Source organism: Vibrio sp. 10N.286.52.F8, from assembly GCF_041468745.1.
Taxonomy (GTDB): domain Bacteria; phylum Pseudomonadota; class Gammaproteobacteria; order Enterobacterales; family Vibrionaceae; genus Vibrio; species Vibrio crassostreae_C.
In genome coordinates this window covers 76,255-91,981 of record NZ_JBFRJF010000007.1, presented here as the reverse complement: position 1 = coordinate 91,981, position 15,727 = coordinate 76,255, and the positions used below count along the sequence as shown (strand labels likewise).

Annotated in this window: 17 protein-coding genes; 9 read left to right on the top strand and 8 right to left on the bottom strand. The window is 43.9% G+C overall.

What is annotated here, in order from left to right; all coding sequences use genetic code 11:
- Positions 1 to 35: 35 nt before the first annotated feature.
- From hisA to hisIE, 3 genes are read left to right on the top strand one after another with little or no spacing between them, the layout of a single operon-like run.
- Positions 36 to 773, top strand: coding sequence for a 1-(5-phosphoribosyl)-5-[(5-phosphoribosylamino)methylideneamino]imidazole-4-carboxamide isomerase (gene hisA / locus AB4133_RS02680; protein WP_012604374.1), 738 nt, complete (start codon positions 36 to 38; stop codon positions 771 to 773).
- Positions 755 to 1,528, top strand: a complete 774-nt coding sequence (gene hisF / locus AB4133_RS02675) for an imidazole glycerol phosphate synthase subunit HisF (protein WP_017060270.1) — start codon at positions 755 to 757, stop codon at positions 1,526 to 1,528. Before hisA ends, hisF begins: the two co-directional genes overlap by 19 nt.
- Entirely contained in the window at positions 1,525 to 2,175 is a 651-nt protein-coding gene (gene hisIE / locus AB4133_RS02670) for a bifunctional phosphoribosyl-AMP cyclohydrolase/phosphoribosyl-ATP diphosphatase HisIE (protein WP_017060271.1), read from the top strand. The genes hisF and hisIE overlap by 4 nt, the downstream gene beginning before the upstream one ends.
- Positions 2,176 to 2,376: 201 nt before the next feature.
- Here hisIE and AB4133_RS02665 read toward each other — a convergent pair whose 3' ends face one another.
- From AB4133_RS02665 to AB4133_RS02650, 4 genes are all read right to left on the bottom strand, one after another.
- Positions 2,377 to 2,889: a YchJ family protein gene (locus AB4133_RS02665; protein ID WP_017060272.1), complete on the bottom strand. Its 513-nt coding sequence runs from the start codon at positions 2,887 to 2,889 to the stop codon at positions 2,377 to 2,379.
- Between the two features lie 136 nt (positions 2,890 to 3,025).
- A complete protein-coding gene (locus tag AB4133_RS02660; protein WP_029235542.1) occupies positions 3,026 to 4,243 on the bottom strand; it encodes an EAL and HDOD domain-containing protein in 1,218 nt (405 codons plus the stop codon).
- A gap of 123 nt (positions 4,244 to 4,366) precedes the next feature.
- A complete protein-coding gene (gene lpxH / locus AB4133_RS02655) occupies positions 4,367 to 5,101 on the bottom strand; it encodes a UDP-2,3-diacylglucosamine diphosphatase (protein ID WP_017060274.1) in 735 nt (244 codons plus the stop codon).
- A 77-nt stretch (positions 5,102 to 5,178) separates the two neighbouring features.
- Positions 5,179 to 5,673 carry a peptidylprolyl isomerase gene (locus AB4133_RS02650; protein WP_017060275.1) on the bottom strand — a complete coding sequence of 165 codons (495 nt, stop codon included), beginning with the start codon at positions 5,671 to 5,673 and terminating at the stop codon, positions 5,179 to 5,181.
- Between the two features lie 189 nt (positions 5,674 to 5,862).
- Between AB4133_RS02650 and cysS the strand changes: the two genes are divergently transcribed.
- Both cysS and AB4133_RS02640 read left to right on the top strand, forming a co-directional pair.
- Positions 5,863 to 7,248, top strand: a complete 1,386-nt coding sequence (gene cysS, locus AB4133_RS02645; RefSeq protein ID WP_017060276.1) for a cysteine--tRNA ligase — start codon at positions 5,863 to 5,865, stop codon at positions 7,246 to 7,248.
- A gap of 98 nt (positions 7,249 to 7,346) precedes the next feature.
- Entirely contained in the window at positions 7,347 to 7,925 is a 579-nt protein-coding gene (locus AB4133_RS02640; protein WP_017060277.1) for a thymidine kinase, read from the top strand.
- Positions 7,926 to 8,074: 149 nt separating this feature from the next.
- Here AB4133_RS02640 and AB4133_RS02635 read toward each other — a convergent pair whose 3' ends face one another.
- The 3 genes from AB4133_RS02635 to AB4133_RS02625 form a co-directional block, all read right to left on the bottom strand.
- Entirely contained in the window at positions 8,075 to 8,740 is a 666-nt protein-coding gene (locus AB4133_RS02635) for a YdcF family protein (RefSeq protein WP_032545711.1), read from the bottom strand.
- Positions 8,733 to 9,587 carry an NAD(P)H-binding protein gene (locus AB4133_RS02630; RefSeq protein WP_017060279.1) on the bottom strand — a complete coding sequence of 285 codons (855 nt, stop codon included), beginning with the start codon at positions 9,585 to 9,587 and terminating at the stop codon, positions 8,733 to 8,735. Before AB4133_RS02630 ends, AB4133_RS02635 begins: the two co-directional genes overlap by 8 nt.
- A gap of 114 nt (positions 9,588 to 9,701) precedes the next feature.
- The gene (locus tag AB4133_RS02625) at positions 9,702 to 9,932 is read right to left on the bottom strand and encodes a TIGR02647 family protein (protein ID WP_017060280.1); all 231 of its coding nucleotides are present in this window, start codon (positions 9,930 to 9,932) and stop codon (positions 9,702 to 9,704) included.
- 257 nt (positions 9,933 to 10,189) lie between these two features.
- On the opposite strand from AB4133_RS02625, the gene AB4133_RS02620 reads away from it, so the two are divergent.
- Together AB4133_RS02620 and focA are read left to right on the top strand one after the other, a co-directional pair.
- Positions 10,190 to 11,497, top strand: coding sequence for an ATPase (locus tag AB4133_RS02620; protein ID WP_372223906.1), 1,308 nt, complete (start codon positions 10,190 to 10,192; stop codon positions 11,495 to 11,497).
- 362 nt (positions 11,498 to 11,859) lie between these two features.
- Positions 11,860 to 12,702, top strand: coding sequence for a formate transporter FocA (focA, locus tag AB4133_RS02615; RefSeq protein WP_017060282.1), 843 nt, complete (start codon positions 11,860 to 11,862; stop codon positions 12,700 to 12,702).
- 354 nt (positions 12,703 to 13,056) lie between these two features.
- Here the strand turns inward: focA and AB4133_RS02610 are convergent, their stop codons facing one another.
- A complete protein-coding gene (locus tag AB4133_RS02610; RefSeq protein WP_048609403.1) occupies positions 13,057 to 13,851 on the bottom strand; it encodes an ABC transporter permease in 795 nt (264 codons plus the stop codon).
- 437 nt (positions 13,852 to 14,288) lie between these two features.
- On the opposite strand from AB4133_RS02610, the gene torE reads away from it, so the two are divergent.
- Together torE and torC are read left to right on the top strand one after the other, a co-directional pair.
- Entirely contained in the window at positions 14,289 to 14,471 is a 183-nt protein-coding gene (gene torE / locus AB4133_RS02605) for a trimethylamine N-oxide reductase system protein TorE (RefSeq protein WP_017060298.1), read from the top strand.
- A 50-nt stretch (positions 14,472 to 14,521) separates the two neighbouring features.
- Positions 14,522 to 15,703: a pentaheme c-type cytochrome TorC gene (gene torC / locus AB4133_RS02600; protein WP_372223905.1), complete on the top strand. Its 1,182-nt coding sequence runs from the start codon at positions 14,522 to 14,524 to the stop codon at positions 15,701 to 15,703.
- The last annotated feature ends 24 nt before the right edge of the window (positions 15,704 to 15,727 follow it).

The following is a 15,727-nucleotide window of genomic DNA, read 5'->3' as shown; positions in this document are numbered from 1 at the left end:
AGGCAGCGGCTAACGTTGCCATATAAGGAATGTAAATGATTATTCCCGCGTTAGATTTAATTGAAGGCCAAGTAGTTCGCTTATTCCAAGGAGACTACGGGCAAGTAACAGAATACAAAGTAGACCCAGCAGAGCAGTTTAATCTGTACCACCAAGCTGGCGCTGGCTGGCTGCACCTTGTTGACTTAACGGGCGCAAAAGACACAACGGCTCGTCAGTTAGACTTGATTGCTAAGCTCCTTGCTAGCACGCCTGCGAACATCCAGATTGGTGGTGGCGTGCGTAACGAACAAGATGTCGTTGATCTGCTAGAAGCTGGCGCACAGCGCGTTGTGGTTGGTTCTACAGCCGTTAAGCAACCTGAGTTGGTGAAAGGTTGGATGGAGAAGTATGGCGCGGAAAAAATCGTGCTGGCTCTAGACATCAACATTGATGAAAGCGGCACACGTAAAGTGGCGATTTCAGGTTGGCAAGAAGATTCAGGTGTGACTATTGAAGCGCTGATTGAAGACTACCTCACGGTTGGCCTTAAACACGTGCTGTGTACCGATATTTCACGTGACGGCACGCTAGAAGGATCAAACGTAGAGCTCTATGTTGATCTTTGTAAGCAGTACCCACAAGTGCAATTCCAATCATCGGGCGGCATTGGCAGCCTAGCTGATATCGAAGCGCTTAAAGGCAGCGGTGTTGCGGGTGTGATTGTGGGTCGTGCGCTACTTGATGGCAAGTTTACCGCAGAGGAGGCATTTGCATGTTGGCAAAGCGAATAATCCCTTGTTTGGATGTCCGTGACGGACAAGTGGTTAAGGGCGTTCAGTTCCGTAACCACGAAATTATTGGTGACATCGTTCCGCTAGCACAACGCTATGCAGAAGAGGGCGCCGATGAATTGGTATTTTATGACATCACCGCATCAAGTGATGGCCGTGTGGTCGATAAAAGCTGGGTGAAACGCGTAGCTGAAGTGATCGATATCCCTTTCTGTGTCGCTGGTGGTATTAAATCAGCAGAAGATGCAGCGCGCATCCTTGAGTTTGGTGCGGATAAAGTGTCAATCAACTCACCGGCATTGGCTAATCCACAGCTGATTACTGACCTTGCTGATAAGTTTGGCGTTCAGTGTATCGTTGTCGGTATCGATTCATACTTCGACAAAGAAACCGGTAAATATCAGGTTTACCAATTTACAGGCGATGAAGCGCGTACTAAAGCAACCAAATGGGAAACCAAAGATTGGGTGCAGGAAGTACAGAAGCGTGGCGCAGGTGAGATTGTGTTAAACATGATGAACCAAGATGGCGTTCGTAACGGCTATGATATCGATCAGTTAAACATGGTGCGTGAAGTGTGTAATGTGCCATTGATTGCCTCTGGTGGCGCTGGTGCAATGGAGCACTTTGCTGAAGCTTATAAAAAGACCAACGTGGATGGAGCACTTGCGGCTTCGGTATTCCACAAACAAGTCATCAATATTGGTGAACTTAAACAGTATTTAAAACAACAAGATGTAGAGGTGCGACTATGAGTTTTGAACCCGTAAGCTTATCAAAAACAGAAGTAGGCGCATTGTCAGAGCGTATTAACTGGGAAAAAGTAGATGGCTTAGTGCCAGCGATTGTTCAAGATTACCAGTCAAGCCAAGTGCTAATGATGGGATACATGAACCCAGCCGCACTTGAGAAAACGGGTGAAACTGGCAATGTGACGTTTTTCTCTCGCACAAAAGAGCGTCTTTGGACGAAAGGTGAAACGTCGGGCAATGTATTGCAACTGCAAAACATCGCCTTGGACTGTGACAGCGACACCTTACTGGTTAAAGTTAATCCCATTGGTCCAACGTGCCACACAGGTACAACAACGTGTTGGGATGGAGACAAGCAAGAAGAGTCTCAGATGGTGTGGCTTCATCAGCTTGAGCAGCTATTGGCTGCCCGCAAGGACGCCGATCCTGAATCTTCTTATACTGCCAGTCTATATGCCCGTGGCACCAAGCGTATTTCGCAAAAAGTGGGCGAAGAAGGCGTTGAAGTCGCGCTTGCGGCGACGTCGGGCGATAAGGCGGAGTTAGTGTGTGAATCAGCAGATTTGATTTACCACCTAATGGTTCTTCTTCAAGACCAAGGCTTATCGATGGATGATGTGGTAAACAAGCTGAAAGAGCGTCATAAGTAAGCTCTCTTTAGATTAATAGAACCGCGTAAAAGACAGACAAAAGCCCCGCAAACAAACATGTTTACGGGGCTTTTTAGTTTTTTAATTTTCAAGATTTCTAAGCCCTACGTCACTTTTCTAACCTCTGACTTTGCGTCATTCCGAGGAGCCTAAGCGACATCAGGAATCTCTTCTCTTAATCTGACTTCTTAGTCGAACGAGTTACCCGCAGCACTTCTTGTATTTCTTACCACTGCCACAAATACACGGATCATTACGGCCGATTTTAAAGCTCTCAACGGTTTGATTTAAGCGTGGGTCAATTTCTGGTTGTGTAGTTTGTTCCTGCTCTGGGAAGGTACCATCAATGTAGTACCAAAGACCGTCTTCACGTATAAAGCGAGAGCGTTCTTGCATGCAGTATTGTGCGCCTTCTTCATTGAAGTAAGCTTTAAACTCAACAAAGCCTTCGTCTTGGTGCGAGCCTACCGCAGTATCGATGACTTCTAGTCCTGCCCAATCACTGTTGATAGATTCGGCAATACCTTCTCTTTGCGCTTCTGCGTTGCAGCTAGGGTGGTAAGTCGCAACAACATAGTCAACTAAACCCAACACGTGCGCTGAATAACGAGAGCGCATCAACTGTTCAGGCGTTTCAACAGCACTGTGGTGAAGGTGCGCTGATTCACAGCACTGTTGGTAAGTATTTTTGCTACCGCATGGGCATAAAGACATAGTCAGATCCTGTAAAAATGGCCTCTATTAAGAGGCCATAAGTGAATGCGTGGGAGTTTACCAAGAAACGATCGCTCACCAAAGTTTAGTTTCTGTTGAAGTTATTGAAATTATCAAAGTGTTAGCGCGAAGTTTACTATTTCAAGGCTGGAGACAATAGCTCTTGAGCCCAAGTCGTCGCTTCGTCATAAGCTTGACCAAGTTGAGCTTCACTCAGTTTGAGAAGCTGGCGAATACGAGTCGCTTCTTCCCAACGAGCTTGCTCATACGCAACCACCATTGCCAATACAGCACCTAACACGCCTTTACGTTGAATCAAGGCTTGTTTGATCTCGATGTCGATCGGCACTGAATCGAGTACTTGTTTCAATGGTTGGTCAAAGAGTGAGTCCAACAGAGAGAACATACCGGTCAAAAAGGCTTGTCCAGGCTCAACCTTAACATTCATCTTCTCAACCAAGAGTTCACACTGACGTGCGCGTATTACCGCTAAGCCATAAAGTGAGTCCGGCTTATCTTCTTTCGCGGATGCGATAGCCACCAGTGAAACGAACTTACGCAGTTTCTGTTCACCAAGGTAAATAAGCGCTTGGCGGAATGAACGAATCGTTGTTGGTGAACCGCCAGCGGAGTTTACGTAGGTAAGTAGCTTATACGACATGGTCACATCGAGCGTAATCAAACGCTCTACTTCACCAAAGTCGATAGGGTCGTGCGCAATCTCTTTTAACAGCTGAACGGTCGTCAGGAATGCCGGGTTGAGCGCACGCGTTTGGATCATCTCTGGCTTGCTAAAGAAATAACCTTGAAAGTAGGTGAAGCCTGCTTTTTTCGCTTCTTGGTATTCTTCGTACGTTTCTACTTTCTCAGCAAGGAACTTGATATCTAGCCCTTTGAGAGAGTTCATAAACATCGCTGCTTTGGCAATTGGCGTCAAACGGATATCGAACTTGATAATTGAAACGTAGGGTAAGAAGCGCTTCCAAGCTTTACTTGGCACAAAGTCGTCTAGCGCAATGGTATAACCCGCGTCAAAGATGGTTTTGATTGCTTCAAGTAATTCGTCTGTTGGTTCGCAGTCTTCAAGAACCTCAACAACGAGGCTTTCTTTGGGGAACAGAGTAGGGACTAAGTTGATTAGGCTTGCATATGGGAAGTTCACGAACCCAAGCTTATCACCCAACGTATTATAGTGGGTCGATAAGAAGTGATCGGAAAGCAAACGGCTAGTAGCGAGCTCCGGCTCTACTTCAGGGAAAGTGTTCTTAGGACCATCCCTGAATAGCAACTCGTAACCTATGGTTTTCTTGCCTGTGTCGAGTATTGGTTGACGCGCTACGTATGAATATTTCAACTTGGTACTGTGTTCGGTTTATTTCTGGTAGAGAGATAATAGCTAATTCACTAGAAATTACCATACACTTTCTAAGAAAGTCTGACCGACAATAATAATCAAAGTGAAAGTTTAAGCGTGATGTTAAAAGCTATTGCTAAACGCTCGATTCTGTAGTTCAAAACTTTGCGGCGTGAACACCAGCACTGAGCCTTGCGTATACCAATCGCCAAGTACGATACGGGTTTTAGTGCAATTGTTAGCATTGAATGTATGGATGTCTGGGCGGTGAGTATGGCCGTGGATCATCAGATCGACATTGTTTCGTTCCATCACATCTTCGACTTCTTGCTGTGTCACATCCATGATGTCGAGAGACTTGGTCTGCTTGTCATCTTTGATATCTGATTGAACCTTTGAAACAATTTTCTTCTTGATGAAAAATGGAATTCGGTTGAAGACCCATTGTAACCATGGCTGATGCACTTTTTCGCGAAAGGCGAGGTACTTTACATCTTCAGTACATAGGGTATCTCCATGCAATACTACCGCTTTTTGCCCGTAGATATCGATCGTAGAAACTTCGTCGAGAAGTTGTACGCCCGTTTGCTTAGCAAATTTTTTGCCGACTAAGAAGTCGCGGTTCCCTTGAGTAAAGTAACAAGGCACGCCTGTTTTCACTAAGTCGATAAACGCTTGGCGGATAGAAGTCGCGAATTCACTCTTATCATCGTCACCAATCCAGAATTCGAAAAGGTCACCTAATACGTAAAGTGCATCCGCTTCTACGGCTTCTTTCTTCATAAAGGTTAAGAAGCAGTCTGTGATGTCTTCTCGTGACGGAGAAAGGTGCAGATCTGATATAAAATATGTTTTCATAGGTCTAAAAAAAGGGAGCGATTCGCTCCCTATATCCTGATTTTATCGGCTCATCAATACTAACCGAAAGCGATGAATTAAGCTTCGATTGTAGTACCAGTGATGATCACTTCTTCTAGAGGTACATCTTGGTGCATACCCATAGAACCAGTGCTAACACCTTTAATCTTGTTTACGATGTCCATGCCTTCAACAACTTCTGCGAATACACAGTAGCCCCAACCGTCTAGGCTTTCGCTACGGAAGTTTAGGAAAGAGTTGTCGTTAACGTTGATGAAGAACTGAGAGCTCGCTGAATGCGGTTCCATAGTACGAGCCATTGCTAGCGTACCAACTTTGTTCGCTAGACCGTTGTTTGCTTCGTTCTTGATCGTTGCACGAGTTGCCTTTTCTTTAAGGCCAGAAGTCATGCCGCCGCCTTGAATCATGAAACCATCGATAACACGGTGGAATAGTGTGTTGTCGTAGAAACCGTCACGGCAATACTGTAGAAAGTTTGCGCTTGTTTCTGGTGCTTTTTCTTCGTTAAGTTGAACTTTGATATCACCAAAATTTGTGTGAAGGATGATCATGATTGTTACCTTACTGTCTTTTTAATATGAAGTTCGAATTCTAGCGCATGTTGGCAGACTTTCAAATCACCAAATCATTAACTTAACTCGGATGTTTGAGGTAATTCCTGCTTTTGGGGATTACCTATTAAGGTATGACTTGTTATACTGCGAGCTTATTTTGATTAATCCATAAAATAGATAGAGATCATGCTGAAGATATATAACACGCTCACAAGACAGAAAGAGGAATTCAAACCAATTACAGCTGGCAAAGTCGGCATGTATGTCTGTGGGGTAACCATATACGATCTCTGTCATATTGGTCATGGTCGTACGTTCGTTTCTTTCGACGTAGTAACTCGTTACCTTCGTTACCTTGGTTACGATTTGAATTTCGTTCGTAACATCACAGATATCGATGACAAAATCATCAAACGCGCTAACGAAAACGGTGAGTCTTGTGACTCTCTGACTGAGCGTTTAATCGGTGAGATGCACGCTGACTTTGATGCATTGAACATGAAGCGTCCAGATGTTGAGCCTCGTGCGACAGAATACATCACTGAAATCATCGAGCTTGTTGAAAAGCTGATTGAACGTGGTTTCGCATACGTTGCAAGCAACGGCGACGTGATGTTTGAAGTAAAGAAATTCGACGAATACGGTAAGCTTTCAAAGCAAGACCTTGATCAGCTTCAAGCGGGTGCTCGCGTTGATGTTGAATCTGCAAAACGCAGCCCACTAGACTTCGTTCTTTGGAAGATGTCTAAGCCAGGTGAACCTACATGGGAATCGCCATGGGGCCCGGGTCGTCCAGGTTGGCACATCGAATGTTCAGCAATGAACTCGTCTATTCTTGGTAACCACTTCGATATCCACGGTGGTGGTTCAGATCTGCAGTTCCCTCACCACGAAAACGAAATCGCACAGTCTTGCTGCGCGCACGGCACTCAGTATGTAAATACTTGGATGCACAGTGGTATGGTGATGGTAGACAAAGAGAAGATGTCTAAGTCACTAGGTAACTTCTTCACTATCCGTGACGTGCTAGCACATTACGATGCTGAAACGGTACGTTACTTCCTAATGTCTGGTCACTACCGTAGCCAGCTAAACTACAGCGAAGATAACCTAAACCAAGCTCGCGCATCACTAGAGCGTCTATACACGTCACTTCGTGGCCTAGACCTTACAGCAGCTCCTGCTGGTGGCGAAGAGTACGTGACTCGATTCTCTACTGCGATGAACGATGATTTCAACACACCTGAAGCTTATTCAGTACTGTTTGAAATGGCTCGTGAAATCAACCGTATCAAGCCTGAAAGCATTGAAAAAGCAAGCGGACTGGGTGCATTGATGCGTGAACTAGCAGACATCATCGGTATTCTTCATCAAGAGCCAGAAGCCTTCCTACAAGGTGATGCGGCAGGTAACGACGACGAAGTGGCTGAAATCGAAGCGTTGATCAAACTGCGTAACGACTCTCGTGCTTCAAAGGATTGGGCAAACGCCGATCTTGCACGTGATAAGCTAAATGAGTTGGGTATTGTTCTGGAAGATGGCCCAGAAGGCACGACTTGGCGTCGTAAGTAAATCTTATAAAAAGGGCTGATTTTCAGCCCTTTTTTCTAGCACGAATTCTCTATTTTCACCTTTTCTATCTTCAACTTTTAATTAACAGGAATATTTCTGTGGCTCAGATGTATTTTTATTACTCGGCAATGAATGCGGGTAAATCAACAACGCTTCTTCAATCTTCATTCAACTACCAAGAACGTGGCATGACGCCAGTGATCTTTACGGCAGCTTTGGACGATCGCTATGGTATCGGTAAAGTGAGCTCACGAATTGGTCTGCAATCTGAAGCTCAGCTGTTTAAAAATGACACCAACATGTTTGATGCGATCAAAAAGCTCAATGAGGAAGAAAAGCGTCATTGTGTTTTGATCGATGAGTGCCAATTTTTATCGAAGGAGCAGGTGTACCAATTAACAGAAGTGGTTGATAAGCTGCACATCCCTGTACTTTGTTACGGCCTACGTACCGATTTCCTGGGTGAACTGTTTGAAGGTAGCCGTTACTTACTGTCTTGGGCAGATAAACTTGTTGAGCTTAAAACAATTTGTCACTGTGGCCGTAAAGCGAACATGGTAATTCGTACCGACGAGCACGGTGTGGCGATTGCTGAGGGCGACCAAGTGGCTATTGGCGGTAACGACAAATACGTTTCTGTTTGCCGTCTGCACTACAAAGAAGCGTTAGGTAAATAAGCAGCTCTATTTGCTAACGCGAAAGAACGAAAAACGGTGACCAAGTGTCACCGTTTTTGTTTATTGGGCCTGTGTTTTGCTTTCTTCCAAGCCGAGCTTTTGTTTTATTTCCTGCCGAGCTTTTACTTTGTTCAAAGTCTAACTTTTGTTTATTCGAAACCGAGCTTCTTCAATGCTTGATAGGCGTGGTCAACGTCGTCGGGGATCGGCATCTCAATCTGAAAGCCTTTCTCTGGGTAGGATTTGATTCGCTCGTAATCAGCAATTAATGCGCCTAACACCATATCTAACGGCAACTCTTCGTTAAAGTAATCATCCCAAGTTTGCCATCGCGACGTCACGGTAATCTCGGAAGTTTCGTCAGGCCATTGTTTACTGAAGGTTGCGTAGGTACGTTTCTCCATGAAGGGCTTCTGAACTAAGGTTAGCCTCTTCGGCGATAACCCTTTTTCTGTCAGCAACTCATGAGTGAATCGTACATTTTCCCCAGTATTTGTTGCGTGTTTCTCTATGATAATGTCAGAGTCAGGCACGCCACAATCTCGTGCGATAGAAGCGAATGTTTCTGCTTCTGAGCGTTCAAAGCTTCTTTCGGTAAAGCGCCCCACACCGCCAGAAAAAACGATGTAAGGCGCGATCTGTTGGTGATAAAGCTCGGCTGCATATTCAGCTACGCGAGTATCGTTGCTACACAATACAAAGATACAGTCGGAAGGCGTAACCTTGTGACCCATCGACATAAAGTTCCAAAGGGTGTCGACTGAGCGATGCAGTTTTATGTTGGGATTTTTGTTAGCAATAGATTGTTCAGTCATGAAGTGCGTCCAGTGTGGATTCGAATTTAAATGAATAACCTAAGTCGAGAATCTTCTTCGAAGAGATTAACTTGTCTGGGGTATCAACAACAGCGGGCAGAGGCTCACTGCTGTTGGCGCTTTTCAGTGCCGCGGCATAAAACTCCGCCTTACTGACTGTATTTGGTGTGGTCACGTTAACTATTTCATTGTGCAGTTGACTGATAGCGAAATCGACAGCACCAATTGCATCATCAAGGTGCAGCATGTTGGCTGGAGCTTGAGTGCTGACTTGTTTTAACTTGCTTGCGAAGCGTGATGGGTGACGGCTTGGGCCGATTAAGCCACTAAAGCGAAGAATGGTGTAGTCGATACCGGAATCAATCACTGACTGTTCAGCTTGCAGCATGATTCGTGCGTTATCGGAAAATAAAGACGCGTGCTCGTTATCTGAGGTCGAAAGGGGGAGTGATGCATCCAGCTCGTTCAGCACACCCGGCTTAGTTGGGTATACCGTAGTTGAACTAACCATAATGAGCTTTTTAATGTTGGCCTTTTGGCATGCATTGGTGAGTTGCTGCCAGTAGTCGGCATACTCTTGTCCTGCTCCTTTTCTAAAGCCAGGAGGGAAGCTGCCAATCACAATTTCAGTGTTGTTTTCGAGTAACAATGAATATAGTCGCCCGATAGTCTGTTGTGGATCGGATGAATCAAAGCTAAACACTTCACATGGAATTTGTTCGCTACCAATGGCATCTGCTCCCGCTTGGGTCGTTTTCGTGACCACTACTCGGTTACCATGTTTTTCTAAATGTTCAGATAAAGGTGCACCTACCCATCCTGCACCGACAATAAATATAGAAGCCATGTGTTCCTCACAACTGCAAATGACGAATTTACAATAAGCCTAACAAAGCTTTGCCCAAAAATGAAAAAACTCCACGGCCGAAGCAAGTGGAGTTTTTACTAGAACAATGGAGCTTTAGTTTAGTACGCGAAGAAGCTTGTCTGCGCGCTCTGCCATCTCGATACCTTCATCTGTTAGGTAACCGCCGTCTGGCTGAGTACAAAGGTTTTTTTCGAATAGGCGCTTAACAGCGTCTTGAGTTTCTTGAGCAGCCTCTTGATGAACTTTAATTCCAGTAGCTGCACTACTTACATCAAATTGAAGAAGGAGGTTTAAATCAGCAATATGTTCAGCGTTGTACTTCATAATTAACCTATATATTCATAACGTTCTCTACCTTCACCTTAGTGCGCATTCTCGGCTCAGGCAATAGCAAATAAAGAGAATTGATAAGTGATACCAAATTGATTGATTAATCATCGAGTGATGAGTTTATTTTGGTTATATTGGGTGATTTACACCCACTTAAATCATCAATGATGTTTATTGCTAAGTGGTTGTAATATATTGTGACTAGAAATAATTTGCATTGAGCGAATATTGTATAAAAAGGATATGCATAAGTGAGAGCGAACAAAGTAGCATTAATGATCAGTATGCTATTTGCTATCTCAGGTTGTCAAAGCACACCCTCAGAGCAGACAGACGCGAACCAAGCCACAAACAACAATAATGAATCGACAATAGAGGTCCGTTCATTTCAGTCTGTCCAAAGCGTTTACTCCGAATGGGAAGTTAAGCTTGAAGACCATGCTCAATTGTCTCTCTATGCACCAGAGAATTACAATGAACTATTAGACGCATGGGATGATGCTGAAAGCATTTATGCGGACTTACTGAAAGACGAAACTCGGATAACCAAGAGTTACTCCATTTTTTCGAGCCTAACTTACGCTGAAGCCTTCGATGAAAAAATCGCTTTGATCAAATCAAACTATGACTCAATCTTAGTGTTAAAGAAGAAGGCTGACCGAGTACTCGCTGATTCGATTGTCCAAATGGATTACCTGAAGTTCTTGGGCGCAGATACCATGTTTACCTCGAGCTACAAACGCTTGTATTCAGAATACAGCGAGTTGTTCGAGTATGTGCTGGTCGATGAGCTTGAAGACGCTCAAGAAGCTCAGGTGGAATTTCTTAACAATGCTCGCTTATTAGAAGTTAAAGTGGCGCATAAGAAATACATCGAACCTTTGAAGAACGAATTAGAGTTCTTGGAAGATGAAGATTTTGATGACGTTGCTCCGCTTACCTTTGCTAAGGCAGCATCTCAAATTGCGTTGGCCGAAAGCCAAGTGAAAGCTAGCCCTCGTGAAAAGTCGATCATTGAAGACGCGGTTCACGCTGCAGAGTTTGAATTGAACCACGTGCGCAGTGTCGCTCATGAAGTCAAAGTGCTGGCGAGCGTAAAAGGCGACCAGTTCGAACAGTCGGTTTTGAATGCCGAGAACCAGCTACTGAGCATTTCACAAATCGTTAATGATGAAGATTACCGTGATGTTGGTTTACGTCAGCAATCACAGAAGATAGTAGCGAGTGTTAAGGCGTTAAAAAGCTCTGATATGACAGGGCTTTTAAAGTCAGAGATTGAAACTTTGACTGAGCAATTGGCTAAGCTGGAGTCTGAAAACCAGAAGCAAGCGCAGCAACTGTCTGAAGCAACCAAGCACAGTGAGTTGCTCGGTGAGCAGATTACCAAGAGTGATGCTCACATTAAAAGCTTAGAAGAGTTAGTGGATAGTTTGAAAAGCTTAGGTGGCAAAGTTGCCAACGAAAGTGACTCTGGTGTGATGTCCCCGGCTGTTGAATCTACTCTAGAGGATTCAACCCTAGAACAATCATCAGAAGAAGTGATTGAACCTTCGGTTTAGCATCACTAATTTCTTTATTTGTGATTGAGTTAAAAGCGCCTTAGGGCGCTTTTTTACGTTCTGTTGATCTATGTCAAAATCTAGAAATAAAAGCGCTCTGTGAGCCATTTTAGTGTACGTTATTCTTTTGGTTTTAACGTAACTTGTTGATATTTATAGGTGTGTTATTTTCTATGCTGATAACTAATCATTCAGCAGAGTTTTCTTTTTACTACTAAAGTCGTATGAATTTGGAATAACTCGGACTATTTGCTTTCAACAAGGCTGTTAGAGCTATTTTGTGCCTAAAATAGCTCTTGAATTCAGAAATGAAAGAGAGGATTATCGCGCTCCCGACGACATGTTTCAAAATGTAAATCATCATGAATCTAAACCAATTTGACTCATTATTACCGCCACAAATGGCTGAGCGCGCTGCAGATATTGGCGTAGGTAAAGCAACCAAAGATCCAATCAAATCTTTTCTCCTAGCGATTTCCGCTGGCATACACATCGGTATTGCGTTTGTGTTCTACACCATCGTAACGACTGGTGCTGGTGATTTGCCTTGGGGTATTACTCGCCTATTAGGTGGCCTTGCATTTAGCTTGGGCTTAATTCTCGTTGTTGTTACCGGTGGTGAGCTATTTACCAGTTCGGTGCTGACTCTGGTTGCTCGTGCAAGTGGCAAGATTAGTTGGCGCACGCTCGTTAAGAACTGGGCTACAGTTTATGTAGGTAACTTGATTGGCGCATTGCTGCTGGTGGCTTGTATGTTACTGACCAAACAGTACATGTTCGACCACGGTCAAGTGGGTTTGAATGCAATGGCGATCTCCCAACATAAGATGCACCACGATTTTATCCAAGCTATCGCGCTCGGCATCATGTGTAATGTATTGGTTTGTATCGCGGTATGGATGACGTTTAGTGGACGCACACTGACTGACAAAATTGCGGTAATGATTTTGCCTGTTGCGATGTTCGTATCGGCTGGTTTCGAGCACTGTATTGCGAATATGTTCCAAGTGCCTTTAGCTATCGGCATCAAAACATTTGCTCCGGCTGAATTTTGGACAATGACAGGCGCTAACCCAGCGGACTATGTTGATCTGAACATGGCGGACTTTTTGATGAACAACTTGCTGCCCGTTACCATCGGTAACATCATTGGCGGCGGTATCTTTGTTGGCATGTGGTACTGGTTGATCTACCTACGTGACTAATAAAGGTGGCGCTATCGACAAAGATGGCGTGACTAACTCAGTTGACGAGATGAGTTAAAGCGCAGTGAAAACACTGAACTGACTTATGACATTTACAAGACGGTCTGCATTGCAGGCCGTTTTTTATTTGTGGAAAACCTACTTCTTCATCTCTCTAATGATCATCTGAAAATTCAACAGCGCTGATTACCATGTGTGTATATGTCTTTGAAATCACCCAAAGATCAAAGGCGATGATCTTCCCTTGGGTCGAAATGGACAAAAAAGGATCTATATTGATTTGGTTATCCACAGTTTCTGTGGATAACCTGTCTCAAATTCAGTGAGTAACCAGATCTAAGTGGAGCAGGGAGGTTATTTCGAAGGCTGTATTTGAGCGAGAACTCGCCCTTCTTTGGTTAAAGATGTCTTCAATGAGAGGTGAAGTGCAAGTGCTAAAGAGCAGCTCATCATCACGAAAATTGCCAGCATGATCATCAGTTGATACTTAATCGCGATCATCGGCGAAGCACCACCTAAGATTTGTCCCGTCATCATTCCCGGCAGCGTTACTAGGCCTGTGGTTGCCATAGAGGCCATGATAGGGGACATCGCTTTCTGTATCGCATTACGTACAAAAGGCGCAGCAGCATAAGTAGGAGACGCGCCTAACGCGATTGCGGCTTCATATTCTGATTTCTGTGTTTCAAAGGCACCAAACAGGTTCTGCAATGCCACTATATTACTGCTTAAGCTATTACCCAATAACATCCCTGCGATCGGGATAAGGTACTGCGCGTTAAAAACCGGTGTCGGTTTAATGATGAAAAAGCAGATGAACAAGACAATAGGTACACAAGTTACCGCAAGGCTAACGGCGACAGGAGCCAAAAGTAGGTTTCTTGGCAGTCTAGATTTTTCAACAATCGAGCTTGCACCGACGATAATCATCGCAAATAACCACAGCAAATTGACCCACAAACTATTCAAAGTGAACAAGTATTCTAGGTAAAGTCCAACCAGAAATAGCTGAATAACCATACGAATTATGCTGATAGAAGCTTCTTTGCCAAGGCCGAGTTTTAACTTGTGGTTGATGGTAATGGGTAGCAAGAGAAGTGAGCTGAAGAACAATAACTGCCACCAAGATATATCAATAACGTCTTGCATAATGTTTCCTTTTAAGTAGGTCCCCATCATATATGAAAGTGCCAAATGATGCATTTCAGCTTCTCAGCCGTTGCTTCAAAAGATACTCAATAATTTAACAATCAAACCACAAAATATTGGTTGTTTGAGGCATTTTTGGCTACTACTTAGTAGGTAAAACGTTAAAATTGGTTACAATACAGTTACGCAGGTGTTGGAATTTAACATTTGTGAAATATACTTAATTCTTCACATTTGTTAATACTTTTTAATAACTTTGTTTAACTAAAAACAACTTTGGATGAGCTCAAAAAAGTATTGATTAGCAAGGGTTATAACGGGAGATTTGATTGAACCCTACTTTGAGTATGGTCTAAAATTTGTCGTTAGATACTTAAGAACTTTAGCCCCATAGAATGGGTTACTCGAAATTACTAAATACAAAATAGGCAAAATGTATGAGTGATGTTAATAAAATTGAAACTAGCGAAAAACATTCGCTGGAGTGGAAGTCTTTCCTCTTCATCGCGGTGGTTCTCTTCCCAATATTAAGTGTGGCTTTTGTAGGCGGTTACGGCTTCCTAGTTTGGGCACTGCAAGTGTTTGTATTCGGACCTCCTGGTGCTCACGGCGGCATGTAATGCCCTCTAGTAACAACATTTTTTAAAATCAATATTTAAGAGAGCTAAACATGAAATCATTTTTAGTTAAATTATGGCGCACAATGACTCGCCCAGCAGTACACATCAGTCTTGGTGTACTAACTATGGGTGGCTTTATCGCCGGTGTTATTTTCTGGGGCGGTTTTAACACAGCTCTAGAGCACACAAATACAGAAGAATTCTGTGTAAGCTGTCACACCATGCGTGACAACGTATACGTAGAACTACAAGAAACGGCTCACTGGAAAAACACTTCTGGTGTACGTGCTACTTGTCCTGACTGTCACGTTCCACATGAATGGACAGCAAAAATCGCTCGTAAGATGCAAGCTTCTAAAGAAGTATTCGCTCAAGTATTTGGTGACCTAGATACGCCTGAGAAATTCGAAGCTCGTCGTATCGAACTGGCTAAACACGAATGGGATCGCTTCTCTTCGAACAAATCTCTAGAGTGTAAAAACTGCCACAACTACGATTCAATGGATTTCGAAAACATGCGCCCAACAGCGCGTATCCAGATGAAGAACGCGGCAGAGCGTGATCAAAGCTGTGTTGACTGTCACAAAGGTATTGCTCACAACCTTCCATTAGATATGGCATCAGCGAGCGGTATTGTTGGCGAGCTAGAAAACGTAGCAAGCAGCACATCTTACGCAAATGGTTCAGACGTGATCTCTATTCGTCACCTACCAATGTACACAGATGAAACAGCTGAAGTTGAAGCGGGTCTATTAAGCCCTGCAAGTAAAGTTGCTGTGATCGACGAAAAAGGCGACATGATCAAGATTCAAATCGACGGTTGGCGCAAAGCGAAAGGCTTCGGACGTGTAATCCAAGAAGACTTCGGTATGAACATCTCGACTGCAATCTTGACGAAAGAAGTATCTCAAAGTGACGTAATCACTGTTGGTGAGAAGAAAGAAGATGAGCTAACTGGCCTTCCTTGGGAAGAAGTTAACCTAGCACTTTGGATGAAGAAGGAGTCTATGGTTGATAACTTCGATCCAATCTGGAACGCAGCTGGTCAAGCGTACCAATCTAACTGTTCAACGTGTCACTCACAGCCAGATGAAGCTCACTTCAGCGCTAACGGTTGGGTAGGCATGCTAGATGGTATGATTGCGTTCGTTAACTTCGATACAGATACAGAAGCACTGGTTCTTAAGTATCTACAGAAGCACTCATCAGATTTTTCTGAAGGCCATCACTAATAAGACGTCAATTGGAGTAACACA

Excerpts from the sequence above, each read along its gene's own strand:
- hisA (WP_012604374.1), top strand. The coding sequence starts at position 36 with ATGATTATTCCCGCGTTAGATTTAATTGAAGGCCAAGTAGTTCGCTTA.
- hisF (WP_017060270.1), top strand. The coding sequence starts at position 755 with ATGTTGGCAAAGCGAATAATCCCTTGTTTGGATGTCCGTGACGGACAA.
- hisIE (WP_017060271.1), top strand. The coding sequence starts at position 1,525 with ATGAGTTTTGAACCCGTAAGCTTATCAAAAACAGAAGTAGGCGCATTG.
- AB4133_RS02665 (WP_017060272.1), bottom strand. The coding sequence starts at position 2,889 with ATGTCTTTATGCCCATGCGGTAGCAAAAATACTTACCAACAGTGCTGT.
- lpxH (WP_017060274.1), bottom strand. The coding sequence starts at position 5,101 with ATGAAAACATATTTTATATCAGATCTGCACCTTTCTCCGTCACGAGAA.
- AB4133_RS02650 (WP_017060275.1), bottom strand. The coding sequence starts at position 5,673 with ATGATCATCCTTCACACAAATTTTGGTGATATCAAAGTTCAACTTAAC.
- cysS (WP_017060276.1), top strand. The coding sequence starts at position 5,863 with ATGCTGAAGATATATAACACGCTCACAAGACAGAAAGAGGAATTCAAA.
- AB4133_RS02635 (WP_032545711.1), bottom strand. The coding sequence starts at position 8,740 with ATGACTGAACAATCTATTGCTAACAAAAATCCCAACATAAAACTGCAT.
- AB4133_RS02630 (WP_017060279.1), bottom strand. The coding sequence starts at position 9,587 with ATGGCTTCTATATTTATTGTCGGTGCAGGATGGGTAGGTGCACCTTTA.
- AB4133_RS02625 (WP_017060280.1), bottom strand. The coding sequence starts at position 9,932 with ATGAAGTACAACGCTGAACATATTGCTGATTTAAACCTCCTTCTTCAA.
- focA (WP_017060282.1), top strand. The coding sequence starts at position 11,860 with ATGAATCTAAACCAATTTGACTCATTATTACCGCCACAAATGGCTGAG.
- AB4133_RS02610 (WP_048609403.1), bottom strand. The coding sequence starts at position 13,851 with ATGCAAGACGTTATTGATATATCTTGGTGGCAGTTATTGTTCTTCAGC.
- torE (WP_017060298.1), top strand. The coding sequence starts at position 14,289 with ATGAGTGATGTTAATAAAATTGAAACTAGCGAAAAACATTCGCTGGAG.
- torC (WP_372223905.1), top strand. The coding sequence starts at position 14,522 with ATGAAATCATTTTTAGTTAAATTATGGCGCACAATGACTCGCCCAGCA.